This is a genomic window from Deinococcus humi (assembly GCF_014201875.1).
Classification (GTDB): domain Bacteria; phylum Deinococcota; class Deinococci; order Deinococcales; family Deinococcaceae; genus Deinococcus; species Deinococcus humi.
In genome coordinates this window covers 340,715-358,305 of record NZ_JACHFL010000004.1, presented here as the reverse complement: position 1 = coordinate 358,305, position 17,591 = coordinate 340,715, and the positions used below count along the sequence as shown (strand labels likewise).

Genomic DNA, 17,591 nt, shown 5'->3' with positions numbered 1-17,591 from the left:
TCCTTTACGGGGTGGTGAGGGCAAACGCGCCCAGGCCGCCCGACGAGCCGCCCTCCACGCGCACGGTCGACCGAACGCGCACGCCCCGTTCAGCCACGTCGAGGAACTTGTCGGCGGCGCGTTCCATCTTGTCGGCCACGCGGACCATTACGGCGGTCCATTCGGGCGCGGCCACCACGGTGACGGCGCTGTTCGGGATGTTGACGAGAGAGTTGTTGGGCGGTGGGGCCACTGCACCAGGTGCAGGTGCGCCGCCTGCGCCGGGGCTGGGCACGGCAGTACTCGTGCCGCTGCCCCGGACCCGGCTCTCCAGGCCCGCGACAATGCCCGCCACGGCGGCGGCAGCAGCCAATGCCAACCCGGCCTGGACGAAGTTGAATGAAGCACCCGAGATCAGCGCCAGCGCGATGGCCTGAGCCTCGTAAGCCATGATCGCAGTGGCCACCTGCTTGACGATGCCCAGGGCCATCAGCGCCATGTTGGCCAGGATGCTGTTGACCCCGCTGCCCGTCCCAGCCACCAGGTCCTCGAAGGTCTTGGAGATGACCTCCCCCACGCCCATGATTGCGGACTTGTACAGATCCAGCGCCTTCAGGCCAGTGTCGATGCCCCCGACGCGGAGGGTGACGTTCAGCTTGTCCGCGTTCTCAGCAGCGGCCTGGCCAGCCGCACGGATCGCGTCGGCCAGTTGCAGCAGCCGGACGCGCTGGTCTTCATCCAGGACGGCCTGACGTTCCAGTGCCTGGGCCTTGAGTTCGTAGGCGGGCAGGGTCTCGCCGGACAGCAGGGTGTGCAGCTCGCTCTCGGCGTCGGTGATCAGCTTGGCGCTGTCTGCCGCGAGCTTCGCCCGTTCCGCCCCCTCGGCCAGCAGGGCGTTGTACTTGCCCCTCTCGCCAGCAGCCACCGCGTCTGCTTTCGCCAGCTCCAGCTCGTCATCGGTCAGTCCCCGGATCTCGTCGCGGTATACGGCGAGGTTGGCCAGGGCGTCCACTTCAGCGCCCAGTCCAGCATCGGCCCTGCCGCCCAGCAGATCGGGCGCGATGGGTCCAGCAGCCGTGGGTTCTTCCGGCATGATCTCGTACACCGGCGTACCCCTCGCCTCGACCGGCGTGGTGTCCATCGGGCCAGGGGTCTGCGCTCTGAACACTAGGACATCAAACTTATCGATGACCTCCTGGGCTGCCGCCGCCGCCTCGCCGCTGCCGGTGGCCAGATTCTTGAGGTAATCGAGCAACTGGCCGCTCGGGTCCCCCCCTAGGGTCACCGTTTCCACGATCAACCCGTTGAGGAAGTCGAAAGTGATTGCCGCGTCATCGGCGGCAGCGGTCTCGTCGCGGAAGGTCTGGACGATCTGGTCCCGGCGCTCTCCGGCCATCTCAACGGCTCGTGCGGTGGTCGCCGCCTCGATGCGCTGCTCCTCAGCAGCCGCTGCCTCCAGCGCGACGCGACGCTCGTTGGCTGCTGCGACATACGCCGCCAGGACACGCTGAATCCGCTCCTCCTCGTCTTTCGCGGCCTGTTCCATGACGCGGGCCTGCTCAGCGGTCACGCTCTTGCGGTGCGCCAGGGCGTCAGCGTAGACGCGCTCAATGATGGCCGCCGCCTGGGGGGCGAATTTCTTGGCATCGTCCAGGGCCGCAAAAACATCCGCCCTGATCTGACCCACACTCAGGCCAGTGGCAGCGGCCAGGCTCTTGATCAGCCCCACGTCGCCCGCGCCGAACTGCCCGACAAACCCTTTGCGTTCAGCGCTTTCTGCTGCACCTTTCGTATCGGTATAGCGACTGTTCGCCTCTCTGATCTGCTCATCGACCAGAGCGGAGAGGGCCTGTGCGGCCTCGTCGGCCCGGCGCTTCTGTTCGCCCAGGACAACATTGAATTTCTCGCCGTCCCCTGCTGCCAGGGCGTTCTTACGTGCCGCCTCCAGCAGATCGTCCGAGTAGCCTTTCAATCCCTCGACGTACTCGCCCCATCTGAGACCATCGGTGATCGCCTTGCGGTTGCTGGCAAGCTGATCAGCAGCGGCTTTAGCGGCTTCTGTGGCCTTGCGGGTGCTGTCTTCCACCTCCTTGTCCCGGCGGGTCTGCTCAGCGCGAATGGCGTTGTATTTGTCGACCTCGCCGCCCGCTTTCGCCGTCGCAAGCGCGGAATCGAGCTGGGCAGACGTGGCTGAGCGCAGGCCCTCCACGTAGCGTTCCCGCTGCTCACTGCTGAGGATCGACTCGCGGTTCTGCCGCAGTTGATCGGCTTCAGCTTTGGCCGCATCAGTGGCCTTTTGAGTGGCCGCTGTCGCCACGTTCTCACGGCGAGCCTGCTCGCTCTTGATCGCGTTGTACTTGTCGACCTCGCCGCCCGCCTTGGCAGTGGCCAGGGCCGAGGCCAGATGGGCCGCAGTGGCCGAGCGCAGGCCCTCCACGTACCGTTCCTGCTGCTCGCCCTTGATGATGGTCTCGCGGTTCTGGCGCAGCTGATCGGCCTCGGCCTTCGCCGCGTCGGTGGCCCGCTGGGTGGCCGCCGTGGCCACGTCCTTGCGACGGGTCAGTTCGGTCGTGATCGCGCCATATTTCTCGGCGTCACCGGCGGCACGGGCAGTAGCCTGAGCGTGCTGCAGTTGTGCCGTCGTCGCCCGCTCCAGCGAGGCGACCCAGGCATCGGCACGGATGTCCTTCTCCAGCGCGGCGCGGGCCTTGTCCACCTCGGAGATGACCGCCTTGCTCATACCAGCAGCGGCCTTCTGCACCTGTGGCGTCGTTTTCGTGATCCCGTTCGACAGGCCCTGCCCCACGTTCTCGCCCGCGTCGAACATGACCGTGGACGGCGACCGGATGCCCAGCACGCCCTTGACGCCACTGATGATCGAATGGCCCAGCCCCTTGACGGCTTCCAGGATCAGGCGAGGCCCCTGCTTGATGCCGTTCATCAGCCCACGGATGATGTCCATTGCGACTTCAGACATCTCGCCTGGGACGGTTCTCAGCCAGGCCAGTGCCCCACCGATGGCGTCCATCACAACCTGCCTGATGGCTCCCCAGATGGCGATGGCCTTCGCCTTGACCTCGTCCCAGTTGCGGTAGAGATAGACCCCAGCGGCCACCAGGGCGGTGATGATCGTGATAGCAATCCCCACCGGGCCGGTCAGGAACGTGATGGCCGCGCGGAACGCGACGCTGGCGGTGGTGGCCACAGTGGTGGCCGTGGTCCAGGCGGCCTGCGCGGCTGCGCCCACGATTAGGGCAGTGCGGTACAGGCCGAATGCCGCCGTCCCCGCCGCGACGCCCGCCGTGAGGGGGATGAGGATTTCCTTGTTGCGCTCCAGGAACACGGAGAGTTTCTGAACCCCGTCGCTGACCTGGCCGATCACGGGCTTGAGCGTGTTGTAGGTGTTGATCGCGCCACTGCCGAATTGCTTGACCGCGTCGATGCCCGTCTTGATCCAACCGGGCAAGCGGTCTCCCAGCCAGGACGCGGCCTGCTGGAGGTACGGCATGGCATCGTTGGCCAGCGACAGCAGCTCCTTCCCGACAGGCAGCAGGGCCACCTGGATCTGGCGGCTCATGGCGCTGAAGTAGTTGCTGAAATTCTCGTACCGCCTATTGAGCGAGTCGGTGGCCCCGCCCAGGTCCTTGATCGAGGTCTTGGTCAGGTCCAGCTTGGTCAGCCCGTTGGCGAAATCCTCGCCTGCGCCGCCGAAAATGGCCGCGCCGATCCGGGTCCGGTCGGCCTGGCCCTTGACCTCGGCCAGCTTGTTCGTGACCATCTCGAACGCTTTGGCCTGGCTGATCGACCCGTCGTTGATGCCCTTGACCAGCTTCTCCTGGTTGAGGCCAAGCTCTTTATAGACGTCTTTGCTGTCGTCGCTGACATCGACAATCGTGAGCCCGAATTCCTTGAAGGCGTCCGCGATTTTATCCGTCCCCAACGCACCTTTGCCCGCACCCGTTTCCAGAAGCGAGAACAATTCGCCCGCGCCGATCTTGCTCTTCTCGAACTGGGGCGCGTACTCGTTCAGCGTGTCGAGGAAATCGCCGGAGCTATCCAGGCCCTTCTGGAACCCCTTCGTGATGAAGTCGGTGGCTTCCTGAGCAGAAATGCCCGTGGACTTCATCAGCGAGTCCACAGCCGCCGCGATGGACCCCTGTTCCTGCTCGAACGTCTCGGCAATCGCCACGACGCCGCCGGTCACAGCCCGCAGGTCCTCGTCCGCCAGTCCGCTGATCTCTTTGCGAACGGTGGCCACGGCTGCCCCGGCTTCCGTCAGAGACCCGGTCCAGTTGTCCCCGAACACCTGCTCAGCAACGGTGCCCAGCTTCTCGGCTTCCTCGCGGGTTGCGCCGAGATTGGATTCAAAATCCTTGACGTTCTGCGCGGCCTCCGTGGCCAAGTTGAAGCTGCTGGCCCCCACGGCGGCAAGCGCTCCAACCAGTGCCACTGCGCCCACCGTGGCCACGCCCAGGCCCGCCTTCAGGGCGTTCCCGAACTTGGAGCCAGCGCGCTCGCCTGCGCCCTCGGCACTGGCCTCCGCCTGGTTGAGGGCAGCTTCCAGGCCCACGTCGCGCCCGGTGATGTCAACGACGATCACATCGGCCTGTGTGGTCATGACTCACCTCCCGTGATCGCGGCGTCGCGGATGTCGCTCAAGCTGCGGGCAGCGGCGGCCAGTGCCCAGGCAGGCAGCCGTCCCTCGCGGGAGGCCAGCAGGAAGTCCCGCGCGGCGTGCGGCGGGATCGGATTGGCGAACTCCGGCAGGCCGTAGGCGGCGAGGAAGCGGCGGCGAGCGGTGGCCTGAATGGGATCGGGCAGCTCACCCGGAATCGCACTGGCCAGCGCGGCCCAGCCCTTCTCGCCCATGTCGCGGAACTGACCGTCCAGGACCACGCGGTCTTGGAGGTACAGCATGTAGCCGATCTCCCGCTCGTAAGCTTCCCGCTGGGATCGGGTCAGCCGTTCGATTTCCCAGGCGCGGATGCCGTAGAGCCGCGCGTAGAGGGCGAGGGTGCGCCCAGCCGTCCGGTCGTCAGCGCCAGTTCCGCCATCGCCCCCCTGGTGGCTCTGACGGCCAGGGTCATCGCTTTTGGGTCTGGCCACTCACCTGTCAGGAACGAGTTGACCAGCTGCGCCAGGACCGTCTGCGAGGCCGCTTCCACGACGGCACGCAGGGCCAGGCGGGGCGTGCCCTCCACGGCGCGGCGCATCAGCACATCGGTCAGGCTGTCGAATGCCTGGTCGTCGCTGACCTTCTCGAATTCGAGAACGTTCAACCGGGTGGCCAGCTTGCGCTCGACCCCGTTGGCCTCCTGGAGGCGTAGGGTGACGGCCTCAGGGATCTCGGCCTCGGGCACGTCCCATTCCAGCATCAGGATGCGGGCGTCGGCGCTCAGGCCCAGCTCGATCAGGCCCTGCTGCTCTCCAGTGATGTCGATTCGGGCAGGTGTTGCGGTCATGGAATCTCCAGGTTGACGTTGATGCCCTGGCCAGCGGTGGGCAGGTTCAGGGCTTCAATTGGAAGGCGTAAATGCCAGGTCTTCTTGCTTTGTGGGTGTTCAAAAAGGTGTTCGCGGGTCTCGACGCCAGGCCGGACGTACAACAGGCCCACGACCACAGCCGCCCCAGGATGCTCCTGGGTGCAGCCGCAGGCGTGGGCCAGCGTCTCGCCCGTCGCGTCGCGGGCCACGAGTTCCATCAGGGCGTGACGGGGGTATCGACCCGCAGGCCGCGCCCTTTCAGGCTGGCCGACCAGTCGATGATGTTGTCCGCACCGACAGGTTCGGGCAGGTCCATCACAGAGCAGCGCCCGCCCTTCCAGACGGTCTCGCCCAGACGGTTGCGTTCGCACCAGACCTCAGCCCCGGTGTCGTGGGCGTCTTCGAGGATGGTGTAGAAGGCGTCGAAGGCGGCGCTCGCGGTCCGGTTGCCCGCCAGGTCATAGCCCCAGTTGGTGCCAGTGACCCGGCCATCCTCGGCCATGCCACTGTCGAAGGTTCTGCTCGTCTTGTCGGTGGCTCCGCGCTTCAGGTCCGCCTTGGTTCCAGCGGGCATCAGCTTGAATGCGGTGTCCAGGGGGCGGGCCGTGCTGCCCTCCGCCATCGGGGCCACGCGCACGCGGGTGCCGTCAGACAGTTGCCATTCGCTCACTTGGGTGCTCCTTTGGTATCGGCATCAGCCGGTTTACGGGCTTCGGTGGCCGAGGCATCTTCCACCAGTCCAGCTGCCTTGAGATCGATGGCGCGGGTGCGACTGACCTCGATCACCTGATCCTTCTTGACGTGGGCTTCCTTGCCGCGTTCGGAGGCCAGCCCCTTGAAGGCGCTGAGCGCCCTTACTTTCACTGTGTCCATCACGACCTCCAGTCGGTCTGTGCGCCCCAGTAGCTGCCTTCGGCTGGGACATCCCGGTCCTGGCCCTCGCGCAGGCCAGCGGCAAGAAGGTGAACCGCGACCTCGTCCTGAAGCGCGAAAGCGTCAGCACGGGAGGTGCGGCTATAGCAGGTGATCTGAAGCAGGCGAAACTTGCGCCGCTCGTCGAACGTGACGTTCTCAGGTGTGCCCGCCACGTAGTCAATCAGCACGTAGCGCACGGGCACGGGTTTGGCAACGTTGGCGCGGTCCAGGAACGCCGGGGCCGAGAGCTGGGCCGCGTCTCGGGCCAGATTGAGCACGTCGGTCAGGGTCACAGTCCACGCACCGCCTCAACCGCTGGGCGGATGAATGGGCGCGGGGCGACGTGCTGGGAGCCGAACTCCAGGTACAGGGCGTACTCGACGTTGGTGCCCACCCGCCAGCGGAATGGCTCAACTTTCAACGCCGTGATGCTCTGGCGCAGGCGGCCCTCGTCTACGGCGGGCGGAGCACCAGGAGCTGAGGCGACGTGCAGCCCATACCTCTTCCCCGTCCCAGGGCGACTTAGCGTCTCCACGATTTCGTTTCGCAGCAACTGAGCCTTGCGTGCCACGGCAACGCCCAGGATGTCCAGCGCCAGAGCACGGGTGTTCTCCAGTCTCACGGCACCTCCTCCACGATGGCGACGGTGTACGACACGCGCACGTCAGCGGTCACCACGTTCCAGTCACCCCCACGAAGGCGCAGGCGATCACCAGGGGCGATGAACTGCCCCGCCGCGAGCCGCACGCGCAGCCGGGTCACGCCCTGGGTGAGCCCGGCCCTGACGGCCTGTTCTGCGCTGATCGGCGTGACAGTGGCAAGGACGGTAGGGCCTTCCTGGTACGTTGTCTGCCGCTCGCCCAGGGCATCGGGTGCGCCCAGGCTGGCGGCCAGTAACAGCACGGCCTCCGGCTGCACTGGATTCAACCTGGGCCGCCGCGTCACCAGCCGCCCCATTCGACAGCACCATCGAAGGTTTCGGCTGTAGCAGCCTCCTCTGGTGGAATCCGGTGCGCCAGCCACTCGGCGTCCAGCTCGCGCAGGCGTTCGGCCAGAGCTTTGGGATCAGCGTATTGCTCGCTGACATCACCCTCGGTTCTGGCCTGGACACCTGGGCGCAGCAGGTAGGCCAGCGCTGACCGGTAGGGCCGGTAGTGCAGCACGGGCGGATCCAGCCGTAATACGCCGTCCTCAGCCAGCTGGTCCGCCCACTCCTGCGGTGACCAATCGCTCGCGTCCCCGATCTGGCGCTGGGCCAAGGCGAGGCAGGCCGCCGCGTTGGTTGGACTGGTAGGGCCGGTCATGGCTCAGGACTCCGTCGGAGGGGGATCGGCGGGCGGCTGTGCCTTGGTGCGCTCAGCCCGCACCGCCTCGATCTTCTTGGCGAGCGTTTCAGGCTTCCAGTTGGCCATGTGTTGCACACCCAGCTGATCGGCCTCGGCCCGCAACTGCACTGCCCGCTCGTCAAGCTTGCGGTTGAGTGCATCCTCGTCGTCTCCGGCCACCCACTCCAGGCCAAGGCCAGTGACCCGCTCGCGCAGGGCAACCAGCTTGGCGCTGGGCGTCTCGTCGGAAGTTTCGCCAGGGCCGTCCACTGCCTCCAGATCGCGGTTCTTCAAGGCTTCCTGGAACTGGTAGCCGTCGGCCTCGAACACCTGGCCGCTCAGCCGGTGCCGGAACCATCCACTCTTGGCGCTCATTTGCTGAGCTGCCCTTTGTTGAAGGTGCCCACTGCCATGGCCTTGGACTGGAGCAGTTTCGCGCCAAAGACGTGCAGGCCCTTGACGCCCGTTCCGAACTTCTTCTCAGGGCTGTAGGTCGAGGTCTTGACGATGGCGTCGGCAAAGGTGATGACGGGCAATCCGGCCATGACTTTGTACTTGGCCCCGGCCACGTTGGCGACGTTGTTGGACTGGAAGATCTTCACGCCGTCCACCGTGCCCGCCATGCCGTTCTCAGTGATGTTGTCCCCCAGGCTGCTGGCCCGGTCTCCGAACTGGGCCTTCATGGCCCGCACGAACCACGGGGGCAGCACGATGCGGCGGTCCACAGTGCCCACGTTGGCCTCGTCCAGCCTCTGGGTCAGTTCCAGGAAAGCGTCATAGGGCTTGATCTCCCCCGCCCCGAAACCGATCACGATGGGCGTCACGTCGGTGCCGTAGGCGTTGGCGGCATTGACCGCACTGTGGAAGCTCGCCACAAAACGGTCGCGCACGTCGCTCATGGCGTAGGCGGCCCGCTTGCTGCCCTCGTCCACCAGCATCAGCACGCTGCGGCGGGCGTCCACATCGTCCACCACGAAATTGAAGTACTTGCGCTGGTCGACCACCAGATCGAGCGAGTTGTCGGTCAGCTCCTGGGCGTCAGGCAGGGTGCCCGTGTAGTCGCCCACGGTCACGTCACCGATCTGCAGGATGCGAACGGTGCTGCCCGCGTCCTTGATCTCGCCCTCGTAATTGCGGTTGGTGAAGGCAGCGCCGTACACGAACGTTTTGTCCAGATACGAGAGGATGCGCGCGGACCAGATGATGGGATCAGAGACAGTAATGCTCACTTGGTAGCTCCTTTCAGCTCGGCGTCAAAGGCGGCGTTGATGGCCGAGGTGTCCTTGCTGGTAACGGCGGCGTCCAGCGTGGCGGGGCCGCTGTTCTGCGGGCCACCGCCGCCGCTGGGCGCGTTGGGCGTGGTCTGACCCTCGGGGGCCAGGTACGGGTACTTGCTGATGATCTTCTCGATGTCTGGCTTGCCATCCGCCGTCTTCAGGTCGTCGGTCAGCAGCTTGAGGGCCGCTTCCGGATCACGCACCTTGCCGGTCAGCGCACTGACCTGCTCGCCCAGTGCCTTCTCGCCAGTCAGCTTCTCGTTCTCGCCCTTCAGCGTGCTGTTCTCGGCTTCCAGCGCCGTGAGGCGGGCTTCCAGGTCCTTCTGTTTGGTCTCGTCCACTTGCCCCTCCAGGGTCTGCACCTGCTCGCGCAGGGTGGTGTTCTCGGCCCTGCTGGCTTCCAGCAGACCGTTGAGCCGCGTGATCTCACGCGCGGCCTCGTGATCGGTGAACGCCGGGGCGTTCGTGGTGGTGGCCGGAGCCGGGGTAGTGGTAGGGGCGGGCGTTGCGCTGGGTTCGTCGGACATCTGACCCTCCTGGGCAGCGAGGCACTAGGAGGCCCGTGAAGGCCCCTGCAAATGCCGGGGTGAAGTGGGATACCTGTACGGTTGCCGCTGAGCCTTTTCAAGGGAAATCCAAGGCAGGAATCGGGACGACCCAAAGCGCCGCCCCCGCGTTTCGGCGGGGGCGTGTCTCGGACTGGGTTGGCCCTTTGCGGGGATGCTGGCAGATTAGCGGTTCACAGGGCGGTCAATTCACAGTGCTGTGAACGCTTTTACTTGCACTGACGCACCTTCGTGACCTTGACAGCGTCCGCCCCCGTGAGGGTCTGGGTGAATGTCTCACGCCCTGTGAATTCCTTCTTCCCACCTGCTGGGATGGTCGCCCTCAGGTTCTCGAATCCGCCGTCCAGCTTCTTGCCCTTGAAGAAGAAGTCTACCCGCAGGTTGACCGTCAGGGGTTGGCGCGTGGGATTGCGAACCGTGGCCGTATACGCGACATGGTGGGCATCGGCCAGTTTGGCCGTGCCAGTCACCGTGGCAGCGCAGGCTGGGACAGCAACAGCATGAGCGGCGGTCCCTAGGGTAAGGGCGGTCAGCAGCAGGATTTTATTCACTCCCGCAGTTTACGGGGGGTCCAGTACCGCCAGCGCCACACATCGACAGTTGATCGGCTCGCCGGGGTGCCCGTCGGCGGGGGGGTCATCCCAGGAGAAGCGCTTGCCATTCCTCGCGCGGTGCGTGGGCCGCACCCGGTCATCCGAGGAGCTGCGCCAGATGTACTCCGTGACGCCCGCCTCCTTCTGACTCTCGCGCATGGCAAATCCTGCCGCCGTGGAGACCTCGTTCCGGGCGATCAGCGAGGCCCGCGAGCGGCTGACCCCAGCGCGGTCTTTGATGCGCTGCCCGATCTGGTCCAGGCTCTGTCCGCGCTCCAGTCCATCGCGGATGGCGGCCTGCACCTCCTGTCTGAGCCGGGGCGGTTCCGCGCCCCAGAATTCCAGCATCCGCGCCTCGGCATGGTCCATGAAGCGAAGTTGCAGGGTGGCTGGCACGGTGAAGGCGTCGGTGACCACCTGCGAGGCCGCGAACATCTCCACGGTGCCTGTGACGCCGCTTTGCACTGCGCCGCGTACCGCCTGGGCCAGCGACTCTGGGGGCTGACTCAGGCCAGCCGCCGCCGCGTCCCAGCTCCGCATCAGATCGTCCATGTACCGCGCGCGGGCCAGCGGACTGTCGGTCTCGCTGGCCGCACGCAATAGGGCGATCAGTTCGGCCAGGTTGAGATCCTTGTAGGCTGCCAGCACTCCGCGAATGGCCTGCGCCTCCAGCCGGTTGCCACGCTGTTCCAGACCGCGCAGGATGCGCTCGACCACCGGATTGCTCATGCGCCTTCATCCAGGGGCAGCGCCGTGGCCTGCTCCTCCGCGAGCGCCGCGTCGATGTGGGCCTGGGTGACCTGCGAAACGCCCAGCGATTGCAGACCGGAGAGCCAGGCACTCCGGGGCAACCCAGCCTTGTACTCCTCCAGCAGCATCTTGCGTTCAGCCTGAGTGTCCCGCGTGAAGCGCGGTTCCAGCGTCACCCGGTAGCCAGGGCGCAATTCTGCAGGGCGCAGTGCAGCGGCCAGTTCGTTCGCCTCGGTCAGCGCGTCGCCCAGACTGCTGGCCAGCGATTCAACTGTTTCAGTGTTGCTCTCACGTTTCTCGCTCAGGGCGTCTCCAGACACGCTGCCTGCGGTGTCTGGCACGTTCATGGCGTTCTGCACGTCGGTCCGTGCCACGGCCTCCTGTTCGCGATACTCACCAAGGGCCACTGGGTCCAGGCGCTCGTAACTTGCGCCCGCGTCCAGCAGACGCACCAGGTTGACGCCCACCTTTTTCAATTCCTGGACCAGCGGGTGCCGGGGGTTTTCCTCGGCAAGCTGGAACAGCTTGTCACTCTTGACCAGGCGCTCCTCAAAGCCGCCGCGAGTGGCCAGGAAGCTCAGCAGGACAGCGAACTTGACGTACCGCCTGAAGCTGGGCAAGGCGGTCTGCGCCAGCCCTTCCGGGCGACGGTCCAGGCCACGACCCACGATCCGGAAGGCCACGGGCAGGCGGCCCGCGATAGCCGGGGTCTCGAAACGTTCAGGCGTCCTGGCCGCATATTCGCGCCAGTCTTCCAAACCGCTGTAGACCTCCAGCAGCCCCGGCGAATAGCGCCGCACTTCGTAGACCTTCTTGTCACCTCGCGTGGCTGCCGTGATCTGCACCAGCGCAGCCACCTCGCTCACGTCCCCCGGCGCATAGATCGGCCACAGAAAGCCGCTCAGCGTGGTGACCCGAATCCGGCCATCCGCAGTTAGGTACGGGAAGAACGCCAGCTTGCCACTCACCAGGGCATCGGTGGTGGCGTCCTGCACAAGATCCCGTCCACGCAGGTTCAGATACGCACCAGGCGAGACTTTGGGGTCCGGCTCGCTGCCCTCGCCCTCCCATTCCCAGTTCAGCTCACCGCGTTTCAAGGCCCGCAGGTAGCGTGACACTGCCTGCTGGAGGTAGTTGGTTACGTCTTTGTTGCTTTTCAGGAGCATCTGGTCGACGCCGGGGAACAGTTCGTTGGCAATGGCCGTGATGCCCTCGCGGCTGGCTGCCTCGCGGGTCTCGGTCTCGGCCTGCCAGGCCAGCGCCATCGCGGCCAGATCATCCTTGATCAGGGCCGTCAGGGTAATGGTGTCCATGTGGCCCTCCTCAGAGCGTGATGATGCCGCCGCCGATCTTGCGCTTGCTGGCCCGGGCACCCAGCGCAGCCGCCCACCAGCGGTCAGCGTGGCCGTCCGCGTCCCGCTCGCCCTTGAACAGCACGTTCCCGTTAGGCGAGGTGACCCGGCGAATCTTGCGGAAGTCGGCTTTCACGACGGGGGCGGCTGGCAGCCGTGCTCCACCGTCTTCAAGCAAGTTCTTCATGCCCACGGCGAGGTCACGCTTCTCGTACTCGCTAAAGGTCACTTTCGTGACCCGCTCTGCCCCAAAATCTTCCTGGGCATCCTCCGCGAGCTGCGCCCCCAGGCCAGTCTCGTCAATCTCGCAGTGGTTCACCAGGGGCAGCAGGTGCCGGAGCCAGGCGTACTGGTAACGGAACTTGACGACATGCAGCTCGACCACCGCCCGCGTGACCAGTTTGCCGCCCACCTCCTCCCACAACCACAGAACCGTCAGGTCGCGCTTGCGCCCGATGTCCACACCCAGGAACAGCCGCCCGCCCTCACGATTGAAGACCAGGAAGGGACGGTACTGGTCCAGCGGGATCTGGTGCAGTTCCGTCCCCTGCAACACCAGCGGCTCCGGCACATCCAGGCCCACGTTCGCGTCATAGAGCGCGTAGGGAATGTACGCCTCGGTGCCATCGAGCGGATTGACCATGAACTCCTGCTGGAAGGTTTCCTCGTCGCCAGCAATGCTCCGGCACTCGGCCAGGAAAGCGTCACGCTCAGGGGGTGTCGCCAGTCGGTCGAGCTTGAGAATGCGCTCCAGCAGGCCATCCTTGAGGGCGTCCATGATGTTGACGCTATGCAGAGACCACTTGCTGCCTGGCTGTTTGGCCTCCTCCACCAGGCGGTTGAAGCGGGTGTCCCGCCCGTTGTGGGACGAAAACACCCGGATCGGGAAGCCCCACAGCACCGATGGCGCGGCGGCCCGCCACAATTCGTCCGGCTGTTCGTGGAAGGCGAATTCGTCCAGGACGACCTTGCCCCCTTTCGAGCGGAAGCCCTTGGGGTTGCTCGACAGCGCGTTGATGCGCTTGCCGTTGGCGTACTCGACCGCAAACGCCTTGATGGCGTCGGTGCCCTCCCCCTGGATGACAATCTCGCCCAGGTCCTTCGCCACTGCGTTGCCCAGCTTGGACCACATCTCGACGTAGCGGATGTACTCGCGCGCTGCTGTCAGGTCGGCGGAGCTGAACCACACGTCCATACCGCCTTCCTTGGCAGCGTCGCGCATGTCCTCATACGCCTGGGTGTAAGTCCAGCCGATGCGGCGCGACTTCTCGGCGGCTTTCTGCCGCGAGTCGTCGGTGAGCCACCGCTTCTGATAGTCCATGAAGTAGGTGGTGGCCGCAGTCATCGCTTCACGCCCAGCAGCTCGTCCATCAGTTGCAGGGTGTCCTCTGACACGCCCTTCCCACGCATGGTGTCCTTGGCCTCCTCCAGTTTTTCCTTACTGAAGGACAGTTCCGCCTTCTTGATCTTGAGCAGGGCCTCCACGGCGCGGATGCCCGCGCTGAGCGCCCCCTTGGCCCCCAGGTCGAAATCCTCCACCTTGTCGAGCGCCCGAATCCATTTGTTCAGCAGGATGTTCATGGCGGCCTGTTCCATGCCCAGGGTCTGACCCGTCGCCTGCGCGATGGCCTCCACTTGGCGCTGCGCCTCAATGGCCCCCAGCACGTCGGGCATCAGGTGATCGGTGCGGTGACGGCTGAGGCCAGCCTTACTGAGATTGACCCCATGCGCGGCGGCGTAATCGACGATCTGCTCGTAGCTGTAGCGCTCGCCGCTCTCCTCGTCCACCTCTTTGCCCATGAGGCGCAGATCGATGCCCTCACGAATCGGGGAGCTGCACACCTTGCACTTCGGGCGCAACAGGCCCGCGATGTCGTATTCAGGCATGGTCACTCCTTCGGTGTGGTGACGTTGGGCAGGGGGAAGATCAGCGGGAAGATGTTCTCCAGATCACGGGTGTTCTTGGTCGTCTGCGCCGACACACTGAGCACCTGGTTACGGGTGTCCAGCGCGATCACCAGCGAGCTGATCGCCAGCACCAGCCCGATCAACCCCACGATCAGCGCCGGAATGTATGCCCGCCCCAGGTAATAGATGTCACGCCGGATGCTGCCGAAGCTGGATTCCACGCTGGCACACACGCCATTGAGCTTCTCGTTCATCTCGCGCAGCTCGCGCCGCAACTCGGGGTCCATCAGCGCCTCGGTTGCAGCAGCAGGCCCGGCTCACGCGCGCGGGCCTTCTTGTCCTCGTACAAATCCATGCCCCCGCGCGTGATGGTGACCGACTCGTAGTTGGTGTGATCGTCCATCGCCCAGTCCACCGTGACGTACCCCTTGTCTTCCAGCCAGCGCAGTGCGCTGACCTCCAGTTCGGGTGGCGGCATCATGCCAGTGGCCCCTAGGCCACGCAGGGTGAGGCGGCTGCACGTGCAGGGCGTGGCCGGATCGTTCAGCCCCATGTCCTGCAGGCGATACAGCTGGGTGAGGATGGTGCCCCGCGCCATGCGGCGGGCGTACTGCTGCTCTTGACTCATAGATCCTCCACGGATTTCTCTCGGCCTTCCAGGCAACGCACGGCCCCGGCGTCCCACAGCGCACGCCACAGCGCCCGGTAAGCGTCGGCCTCGTCATCTCGCATCTGAGGTGCGCGGGCCTTGTAATAGACCCGCCCGTCCTCGTCCTTGCATTTCACGAAATCGTCCTCGCGCTCCTGGTACAGCGCCATTGCGGCCTGCTGGTGGTGCGACAGGCCCTGCCGCACCCGTCGCACCGCGCGGTCGTCTACTTGATAGCGCCCGCCAATGCTGAGCACATATAGCGGGTCTGGGGTACGGCATTCCATCGCGCCCACCAGATCCACCTGCCCCGGCGTCCAGTTGGCCACGCGCAGGCGCTGGCCCAGATGGACCCCCCAGTCGCGGCGCAGATCGACAGCAGGAGGGGAAGGCGTTTCGGCCTCCCCCTCCTGCGCTTTTAACCTTCCTTCGTGTCCCAGAAGCTGTCGAAAAGTCCCGGTGATCTGTTTGCGTCGGGCGGTGCCTGGGGCAGATACTCCCGCAGTTGCCGGGTGTCCAGCATCACCCGCTCGCCGGTCTCCGGCAGGTACTGCTCCAGAGTCTCGCGGCGCTGGCAGTACCGTTCGCATTTCGGGTTGATGCATACCCTGTACCTCCTATACGCCGTCGCGCCGCCCTCGTCCTGAAGAATCACTCCAGATGGGATGACGATGCTCTCTTCCTGGCAGGTGTCGCAGGGCAGGCCAGCCACAGCTAGACACTCCCCCGCACACGTTTTGATGCTGGCAGGCTAGCGGTTGAGCAGGGGACGGCGTTCACAGTGCTGTGACGCGGTTTCAAGGCTGTGTGGGTTGCCGCTACGCTACCACGCAACCCACTCAGGATCACCATCCGCATCAGGGTGGCCACCATCTCCGGCCTGCTGTCGCCCACGCACCAGCACACGCGAGACAACGGCGCGTCGGGGTCCGTGGCGAGCACCAGGCGCACGCGGTCAATCAGAGCCATGGGGACCCCAGCATGTCCTTCAGTCGGCTCGGAAGTAAGCCGTGAAGTCTCATGCAGTTAACGGTGTGGGACACGCCATAGCGTCGGCAATCCTCCAAGAAATCAAGGTTGTTGGCCCAACTGTTGGGCAGGCCAGTTTTCTCAAGCTCTTTGACGGCGCTCACAGCCAAGTCGTAAAAGCTCGGTTCGGTTTTCCGGGGCACTGGCTTGGGATCGGCAGGCAGGCCCATCTTGCGGAGGCGGGTGCGGCGCTTCACTGCCCCTCCCCCCGGACCAGCGCGTGCGCCTGATCCAGCGCTGCCTCGACTTCTGGCCCCTGCTCCAGCGCCCAGATACCTGGCTCCAGCTCGCGGACCAGGTTGCGGCCCCAGAGTCTCGCCAGGATCTGGCCCACGTTGTCTCCCGATATGCCTTTGGTCCGTTTGGCGATCACTGCCTGTCGATCACCTTCCAATGTGCAGGCCAGCAGCACCTGGGCCTGGGCAGGGCCGAGCGCAACGCGCCTCATTCCAGCACCCCCCAGGCCCGCAGGTAGGCCAGCAGCGTGGCCACGCCGGGGCCGTCGTTCTGGCCGAGCCCCTGACTGCCTGCACGTGGGTTCTCAAAGAGATCGCACGCGCACCCCAGCGGCATTCCCTGGCCCAGCGTGACGGCGGCGTTCCATACCGCCTGCATGTACGGCTTGATGTGCACCGGCCCAGGAGGCGGCGTCTGCATGACCTGAGCCGTGACGAGGACCAGGAGGCCGCTCGTTTCTTGCAATCGGCTCGTGATGGCCGTGAGCACCTTGCCGTCGCCATTCTCTGACCAGCCACAGCGATAATTCGGGTCGACGCCGATCTCGTAGCTGTCCGCTTCCAGTTCCCAGCCGGGTTCCTTCGTCTCGCCAGACCAAACCTCAGCGCGTTCGGTGAGGTAGCCATCGGGCACTTGGGCCAGAACCTCCAGCAGCTCGTCCAGGTGGAACTCCGGTTCACGGGCCAGATCGGCCACGCGCAGCAGCACCCCGCTCACCACGATATCGTCCAGTAATCAGTGTCGCGCTGATCATTACTGTACTGGTAAGCGTTCATATGGGTGATTTTGTACCCACGCTCTTCGAGATACATCCTGACGCCCGTCGCCATGCTCATCACGGTGATGGACTCCTTGCCCTGCTCAATCGCTTTGGAAATGGCGGTTTTAAGGGTCATGAGTTCTGTCCTGGTCGCTACGTTCTCGCTGGAGTTCAGGGCTGCCCGCGCTTCTGCCGCAGTGGGGAACTCACCGCTCACGACAGCGCCCCGAATGCCCCGCTCGCCACGGCACGCTCCGCCACGCCAGCCAGCCGTGCCTGCGCCTCCCTGTCCACCAGTTCTCCTGGTAGCAGCGTCAGTCGATGCCCCGCACCTTCAGGGGTCATGCGAATGGTCACGTACTGATCGTGCAGGATGCCGCCCAGCATGGCTTTCGTATCTAGGTAGCGGGTCAGCGTCTTCACCTGCGAGCGGCGGGCCGTCAGGGTCATCACCTGCGCCCCGTCGTCCATCCACAAGAGCAGCGTCAGCTCCTCAGTGCAGTCGGGCGGCGTGCCGTCCTTGCCCCAGTCGGCAAAGGCGCACAGACACGGGCCGAACTCGCTGCCATTCACGCAGATGGGCAGCCGGGGCAGCTCACCAATGGTGGGCCACAGGGCGCGATCCTCACGGAAGGCCAGGACCACGCCGTACACGGCTTCCCCGTACTCGCCGGTCATGGTGTTGGTCAGTATTCCGGCGTCGTAGTCGAGGGCCAGGGTAGGTAGGGTGGGTCTAATCGGTTTGGTCATGTTTTCCTTGCTTCCAGC

General features: G+C 65.3%; 27 protein-coding genes. All 27 read right to left on the bottom strand.

Going from position 1 to position 17,591, the window contains the following annotated elements:
• Positions 1-4: 4 nt before the first annotated feature.
• Positions 5-4,597, bottom strand: a complete 4,593-nt coding sequence (locus HNQ08_RS10720; protein WP_184131328.1) for a phage tail tape measure protein — start codon at positions 4,595-4,597, stop codon at positions 5-7.
• Positions 4,594-4,896 carry a hypothetical protein gene (locus tag HNQ08_RS10715; protein ID WP_184131325.1) on the bottom strand — a complete coding sequence of 101 codons (303 nt, stop codon included), beginning with the start codon at positions 4,894-4,896 and terminating at the stop codon, positions 4,594-4,596. Before HNQ08_RS10715 ends, HNQ08_RS10720 begins: the two co-directional genes overlap by 4 nt.
• 41 nt (positions 4,897-4,937) lie before the next feature.
• Positions 4,938-5,441, bottom strand: coding sequence for a hypothetical protein (locus HNQ08_RS10710; RefSeq protein WP_184131322.1), 504 nt, complete (start codon positions 5,439-5,441; stop codon positions 4,938-4,940).
• Positions 5,438-5,680, bottom strand: a complete 243-nt coding sequence (locus HNQ08_RS10705; protein ID WP_184131319.1) for a hypothetical protein — start codon at positions 5,678-5,680, stop codon at positions 5,438-5,440. Before HNQ08_RS10705 ends, HNQ08_RS10710 begins: the two co-directional genes overlap by 4 nt.
• On the bottom strand, positions 5,680-6,132 hold the full coding sequence (locus HNQ08_RS10700; RefSeq protein ID WP_184131316.1) for a hypothetical protein: 453 nt from the start codon (positions 6,130-6,132) through the stop codon (positions 5,680-5,682). Before HNQ08_RS10700 ends, HNQ08_RS10705 begins: the two co-directional genes overlap by 1 nt.
• Complete coding sequence (locus HNQ08_RS10695) at positions 6,129-6,335, bottom strand: hypothetical protein (RefSeq protein WP_184131313.1); 207 nt, start codon at positions 6,333-6,335, stop codon at positions 6,129-6,131. Before HNQ08_RS10695 ends, HNQ08_RS10700 begins: the two co-directional genes overlap by 4 nt.
• On the bottom strand, positions 6,335-6,670 hold the full coding sequence (locus HNQ08_RS10690; protein ID WP_184131310.1) for a hypothetical protein: 336 nt from the start codon (positions 6,668-6,670) through the stop codon (positions 6,335-6,337). Before HNQ08_RS10690 ends, HNQ08_RS10695 begins: the two co-directional genes overlap by 1 nt.
• On the bottom strand, positions 6,667-6,999 hold the full coding sequence (locus HNQ08_RS10685) for an HK97 gp10 family phage protein (RefSeq protein ID WP_184131308.1): 333 nt from the start codon (positions 6,997-6,999) through the stop codon (positions 6,667-6,669). The genes HNQ08_RS10690 and HNQ08_RS10685 overlap by 4 nt, the downstream gene beginning before the upstream one ends.
• A complete protein-coding gene (locus tag HNQ08_RS10680) occupies positions 6,996-7,322 on the bottom strand; it encodes a head-tail adaptor protein (RefSeq protein ID WP_184131305.1) in 327 nt (108 codons plus the stop codon). Before HNQ08_RS10680 ends, HNQ08_RS10685 begins: the two co-directional genes overlap by 4 nt.
• A complete protein-coding gene (locus HNQ08_RS10675) occupies positions 7,319-7,681 on the bottom strand; it encodes a hypothetical protein (RefSeq protein WP_184131302.1) in 363 nt (120 codons plus the stop codon). Before HNQ08_RS10675 ends, HNQ08_RS10680 begins: the two co-directional genes overlap by 4 nt.
• 3 nt (positions 7,682-7,684) lie before the next feature.
• Entirely contained in the window at positions 7,685-8,077 is a 393-nt protein-coding gene (locus HNQ08_RS10670; protein WP_184131299.1) for a hypothetical protein, read from the bottom strand.
• Positions 8,074-8,931, bottom strand: coding sequence for a P22 coat protein - protein 5 domain protein (locus tag HNQ08_RS10665; protein WP_184131296.1), 858 nt, complete (start codon positions 8,929-8,931; stop codon positions 8,074-8,076). Before HNQ08_RS10665 ends, HNQ08_RS10670 begins: the two co-directional genes overlap by 4 nt.
• Positions 8,928-9,506 (bottom strand): phage scaffolding protein, encoded by a 579-nt coding sequence (locus HNQ08_RS10660; protein WP_184131293.1) that lies wholly within the window; start codon positions 9,504-9,506, stop codon positions 8,928-8,930. Before HNQ08_RS10660 ends, HNQ08_RS10665 begins: the two co-directional genes overlap by 4 nt.
• A 248-nt stretch (positions 9,507-9,754) precedes the next feature.
• Positions 9,755-10,096 carry a hypothetical protein gene (locus tag HNQ08_RS10655; protein ID WP_184131290.1) on the bottom strand — a complete coding sequence of 114 codons (342 nt, stop codon included), beginning with the start codon at positions 10,094-10,096 and terminating at the stop codon, positions 9,755-9,757.
• Positions 10,097-10,105: 9 nt separating this feature from the next.
• A complete protein-coding gene (locus tag HNQ08_RS10650) occupies positions 10,106-10,867 on the bottom strand; it encodes a minor capsid protein (protein ID WP_184131286.1) in 762 nt (253 codons plus the stop codon).
• Positions 10,864-12,201 (bottom strand): hypothetical protein, encoded by a 1,338-nt coding sequence (locus tag HNQ08_RS10645; protein WP_184131284.1) that lies wholly within the window; start codon positions 12,199-12,201, stop codon positions 10,864-10,866. The genes HNQ08_RS10650 and HNQ08_RS10645 overlap by 4 nt, the downstream gene beginning before the upstream one ends.
• Positions 12,202-12,211: 10 nt before the next feature.
• A complete protein-coding gene (locus tag HNQ08_RS10640) occupies positions 12,212-13,585 on the bottom strand; it encodes a phage terminase large subunit family protein (RefSeq protein ID WP_184131281.1) in 1,374 nt (457 codons plus the stop codon).
• Entirely contained in the window at positions 13,582-14,127 is a 546-nt protein-coding gene (locus tag HNQ08_RS10635; protein WP_184131278.1) for a hypothetical protein, read from the bottom strand. Before HNQ08_RS10635 ends, HNQ08_RS10640 begins: the two co-directional genes overlap by 4 nt.
• A gap of 2 nt (positions 14,128-14,129) precedes the next feature.
• A complete protein-coding gene (locus HNQ08_RS10630) occupies positions 14,130-14,435 on the bottom strand; it encodes a hypothetical protein (RefSeq protein ID WP_184131275.1) in 306 nt (101 codons plus the stop codon).
• The gene (locus HNQ08_RS10625) at positions 14,435-14,776 is read right to left on the bottom strand and encodes a hypothetical protein (protein ID WP_184131272.1); all 342 of its coding nucleotides are present in this window, start codon (positions 14,774-14,776) and stop codon (positions 14,435-14,437) included. Before HNQ08_RS10625 ends, HNQ08_RS10630 begins: the two co-directional genes overlap by 1 nt.
• Positions 14,773-15,126, bottom strand: a complete 354-nt coding sequence (locus HNQ08_RS10620) for a hypothetical protein (RefSeq protein WP_184131270.1) — start codon at positions 15,124-15,126, stop codon at positions 14,773-14,775. The genes HNQ08_RS10625 and HNQ08_RS10620 overlap by 4 nt, the downstream gene beginning before the upstream one ends.
• A gap of 89 nt (positions 15,127-15,215) precedes the next feature.
• A complete protein-coding gene (locus HNQ08_RS10615) occupies positions 15,216-15,509 on the bottom strand; it encodes a hypothetical protein (protein ID WP_184131269.1) in 294 nt (97 codons plus the stop codon).
• Between the two features lie 247 nt (positions 15,510-15,756).
• Positions 15,757-16,023 carry a hypothetical protein gene (locus HNQ08_RS10610; protein WP_184131267.1) on the bottom strand — a complete coding sequence of 89 codons (267 nt, stop codon included), beginning with the start codon at positions 16,021-16,023 and terminating at the stop codon, positions 15,757-15,759.
• A complete protein-coding gene (locus tag HNQ08_RS10605) occupies positions 16,020-16,274 on the bottom strand; it encodes a hypothetical protein (protein WP_184131265.1) in 255 nt (84 codons plus the stop codon). Before HNQ08_RS10605 ends, HNQ08_RS10610 begins: the two co-directional genes overlap by 4 nt.
• Positions 16,271-16,780 (bottom strand): hypothetical protein, encoded by a 510-nt coding sequence (locus HNQ08_RS10600; RefSeq protein WP_229789807.1) that lies wholly within the window; start codon positions 16,778-16,780, stop codon positions 16,271-16,273. Before HNQ08_RS10600 ends, HNQ08_RS10605 begins: the two co-directional genes overlap by 4 nt.
• Entirely contained in the window at positions 16,777-16,959 is a 183-nt protein-coding gene (locus HNQ08_RS10595; protein WP_184131263.1) for a hypothetical protein, read from the bottom strand. Before HNQ08_RS10595 ends, HNQ08_RS10600 begins: the two co-directional genes overlap by 4 nt.
• A gap of 77 nt (positions 16,960-17,036) precedes the next feature.
• On the bottom strand, positions 17,037-17,573 hold the full coding sequence (locus HNQ08_RS10590) for a hypothetical protein (RefSeq protein WP_184131261.1): 537 nt from the start codon (positions 17,571-17,573) through the stop codon (positions 17,037-17,039).
• Between the last annotated feature and the right edge of the window lie 18 nt (positions 17,574-17,591).

What these genes read in the sequence shown, in the direction of transcription:
- HNQ08_RS10705 (WP_184131319.1), bottom strand. Translation starts at nt 5,680, where the DNA reads ATGGAACTCGTGGCCCGCGACGCGACGGGCGAGACGCTGGCCCACGCC.
- HNQ08_RS10630 (WP_184131275.1), bottom strand. Translation starts at nt 14,435, where the DNA reads ATGGACCCCGAGTTGCGGCGCGAGCTGCGCGAGATGAACGAGAAGCTC.
- HNQ08_RS10645 (WP_184131284.1), bottom strand. Translation starts at nt 12,201, where the DNA reads ATGGACACCATTACCCTGACGGCCCTGATCAAGGATGATCTGGCCGCG.
- HNQ08_RS10595 (WP_184131263.1), bottom strand. Translation starts at nt 16,959, where the DNA reads ATGACCCTTAAAACCGCCATTTCCAAAGCGATTGAGCAGGGCAAGGAG.
- HNQ08_RS10675 (WP_184131302.1), bottom strand. Translation starts at nt 7,681, where the DNA reads ATGACCGGCCCTACCAGTCCAACCAACGCGGCGGCCTGCCTCGCCTTG.
- HNQ08_RS10590 (WP_184131261.1), bottom strand. Translation starts at nt 17,573, where the DNA reads ATGACCAAACCGATTAGACCCACCCTACCTACCCTGGCCCTCGACTAC.
- HNQ08_RS10670 (WP_184131299.1), bottom strand. Translation starts at nt 8,077, where the DNA reads ATGAGCGCCAAGAGTGGATGGTTCCGGCACCGGCTGAGCGGCCAGGTG.
- HNQ08_RS10660 (WP_184131293.1), bottom strand. Translation starts at nt 9,506, where the DNA reads ATGTCCGACGAACCCAGCGCAACGCCCGCCCCTACCACTACCCCGGCT.
- HNQ08_RS10715 (WP_184131325.1), bottom strand. Translation starts at nt 4,896, where the DNA reads ATGCTGTACCTCCAAGACCGCGTGGTCCTGGACGGTCAGTTCCGCGAC.
- HNQ08_RS10720 (WP_184131328.1), bottom strand. Translation starts at nt 4,597, where the DNA reads ATGACCACACAGGCCGATGTGATCGTCGTTGACATCACCGGGCGCGAC.
- HNQ08_RS10640 (WP_184131281.1), bottom strand. Translation starts at nt 13,585, where the DNA reads ATGACTGCGGCCACCACCTACTTCATGGACTATCAGAAGCGGTGGCTC.
- HNQ08_RS10710 (WP_184131322.1), bottom strand. Translation starts at nt 5,441, where the DNA reads ATGACCGCAACACCTGCCCGAATCGACATCACTGGAGAGCAGCAGGGC.
- HNQ08_RS10605 (WP_184131265.1), bottom strand. Translation starts at nt 16,274, where the DNA reads ATGAGGCGCGTTGCGCTCGGCCCTGCCCAGGCCCAGGTGCTGCTGGCC.
- HNQ08_RS10635 (WP_184131278.1), bottom strand. Translation starts at nt 14,127, where the DNA reads ATGCCTGAATACGACATCGCGGGCCTGTTGCGCCCGAAGTGCAAGGTG.
- HNQ08_RS10695 (WP_184131313.1), bottom strand. Translation starts at nt 6,335, where the DNA reads ATGGACACAGTGAAAGTAAGGGCGCTCAGCGCCTTCAAGGGGCTGGCC.
- HNQ08_RS10650 (WP_184131286.1), bottom strand. Translation starts at nt 10,867, where the DNA reads ATGAGCAATCCGGTGGTCGAGCGCATCCTGCGCGGTCTGGAACAGCGT.
- HNQ08_RS10625 (WP_184131272.1), bottom strand. Translation starts at nt 14,776, where the DNA reads ATGAGTCAAGAGCAGCAGTACGCCCGCCGCATGGCGCGGGGCACCATC.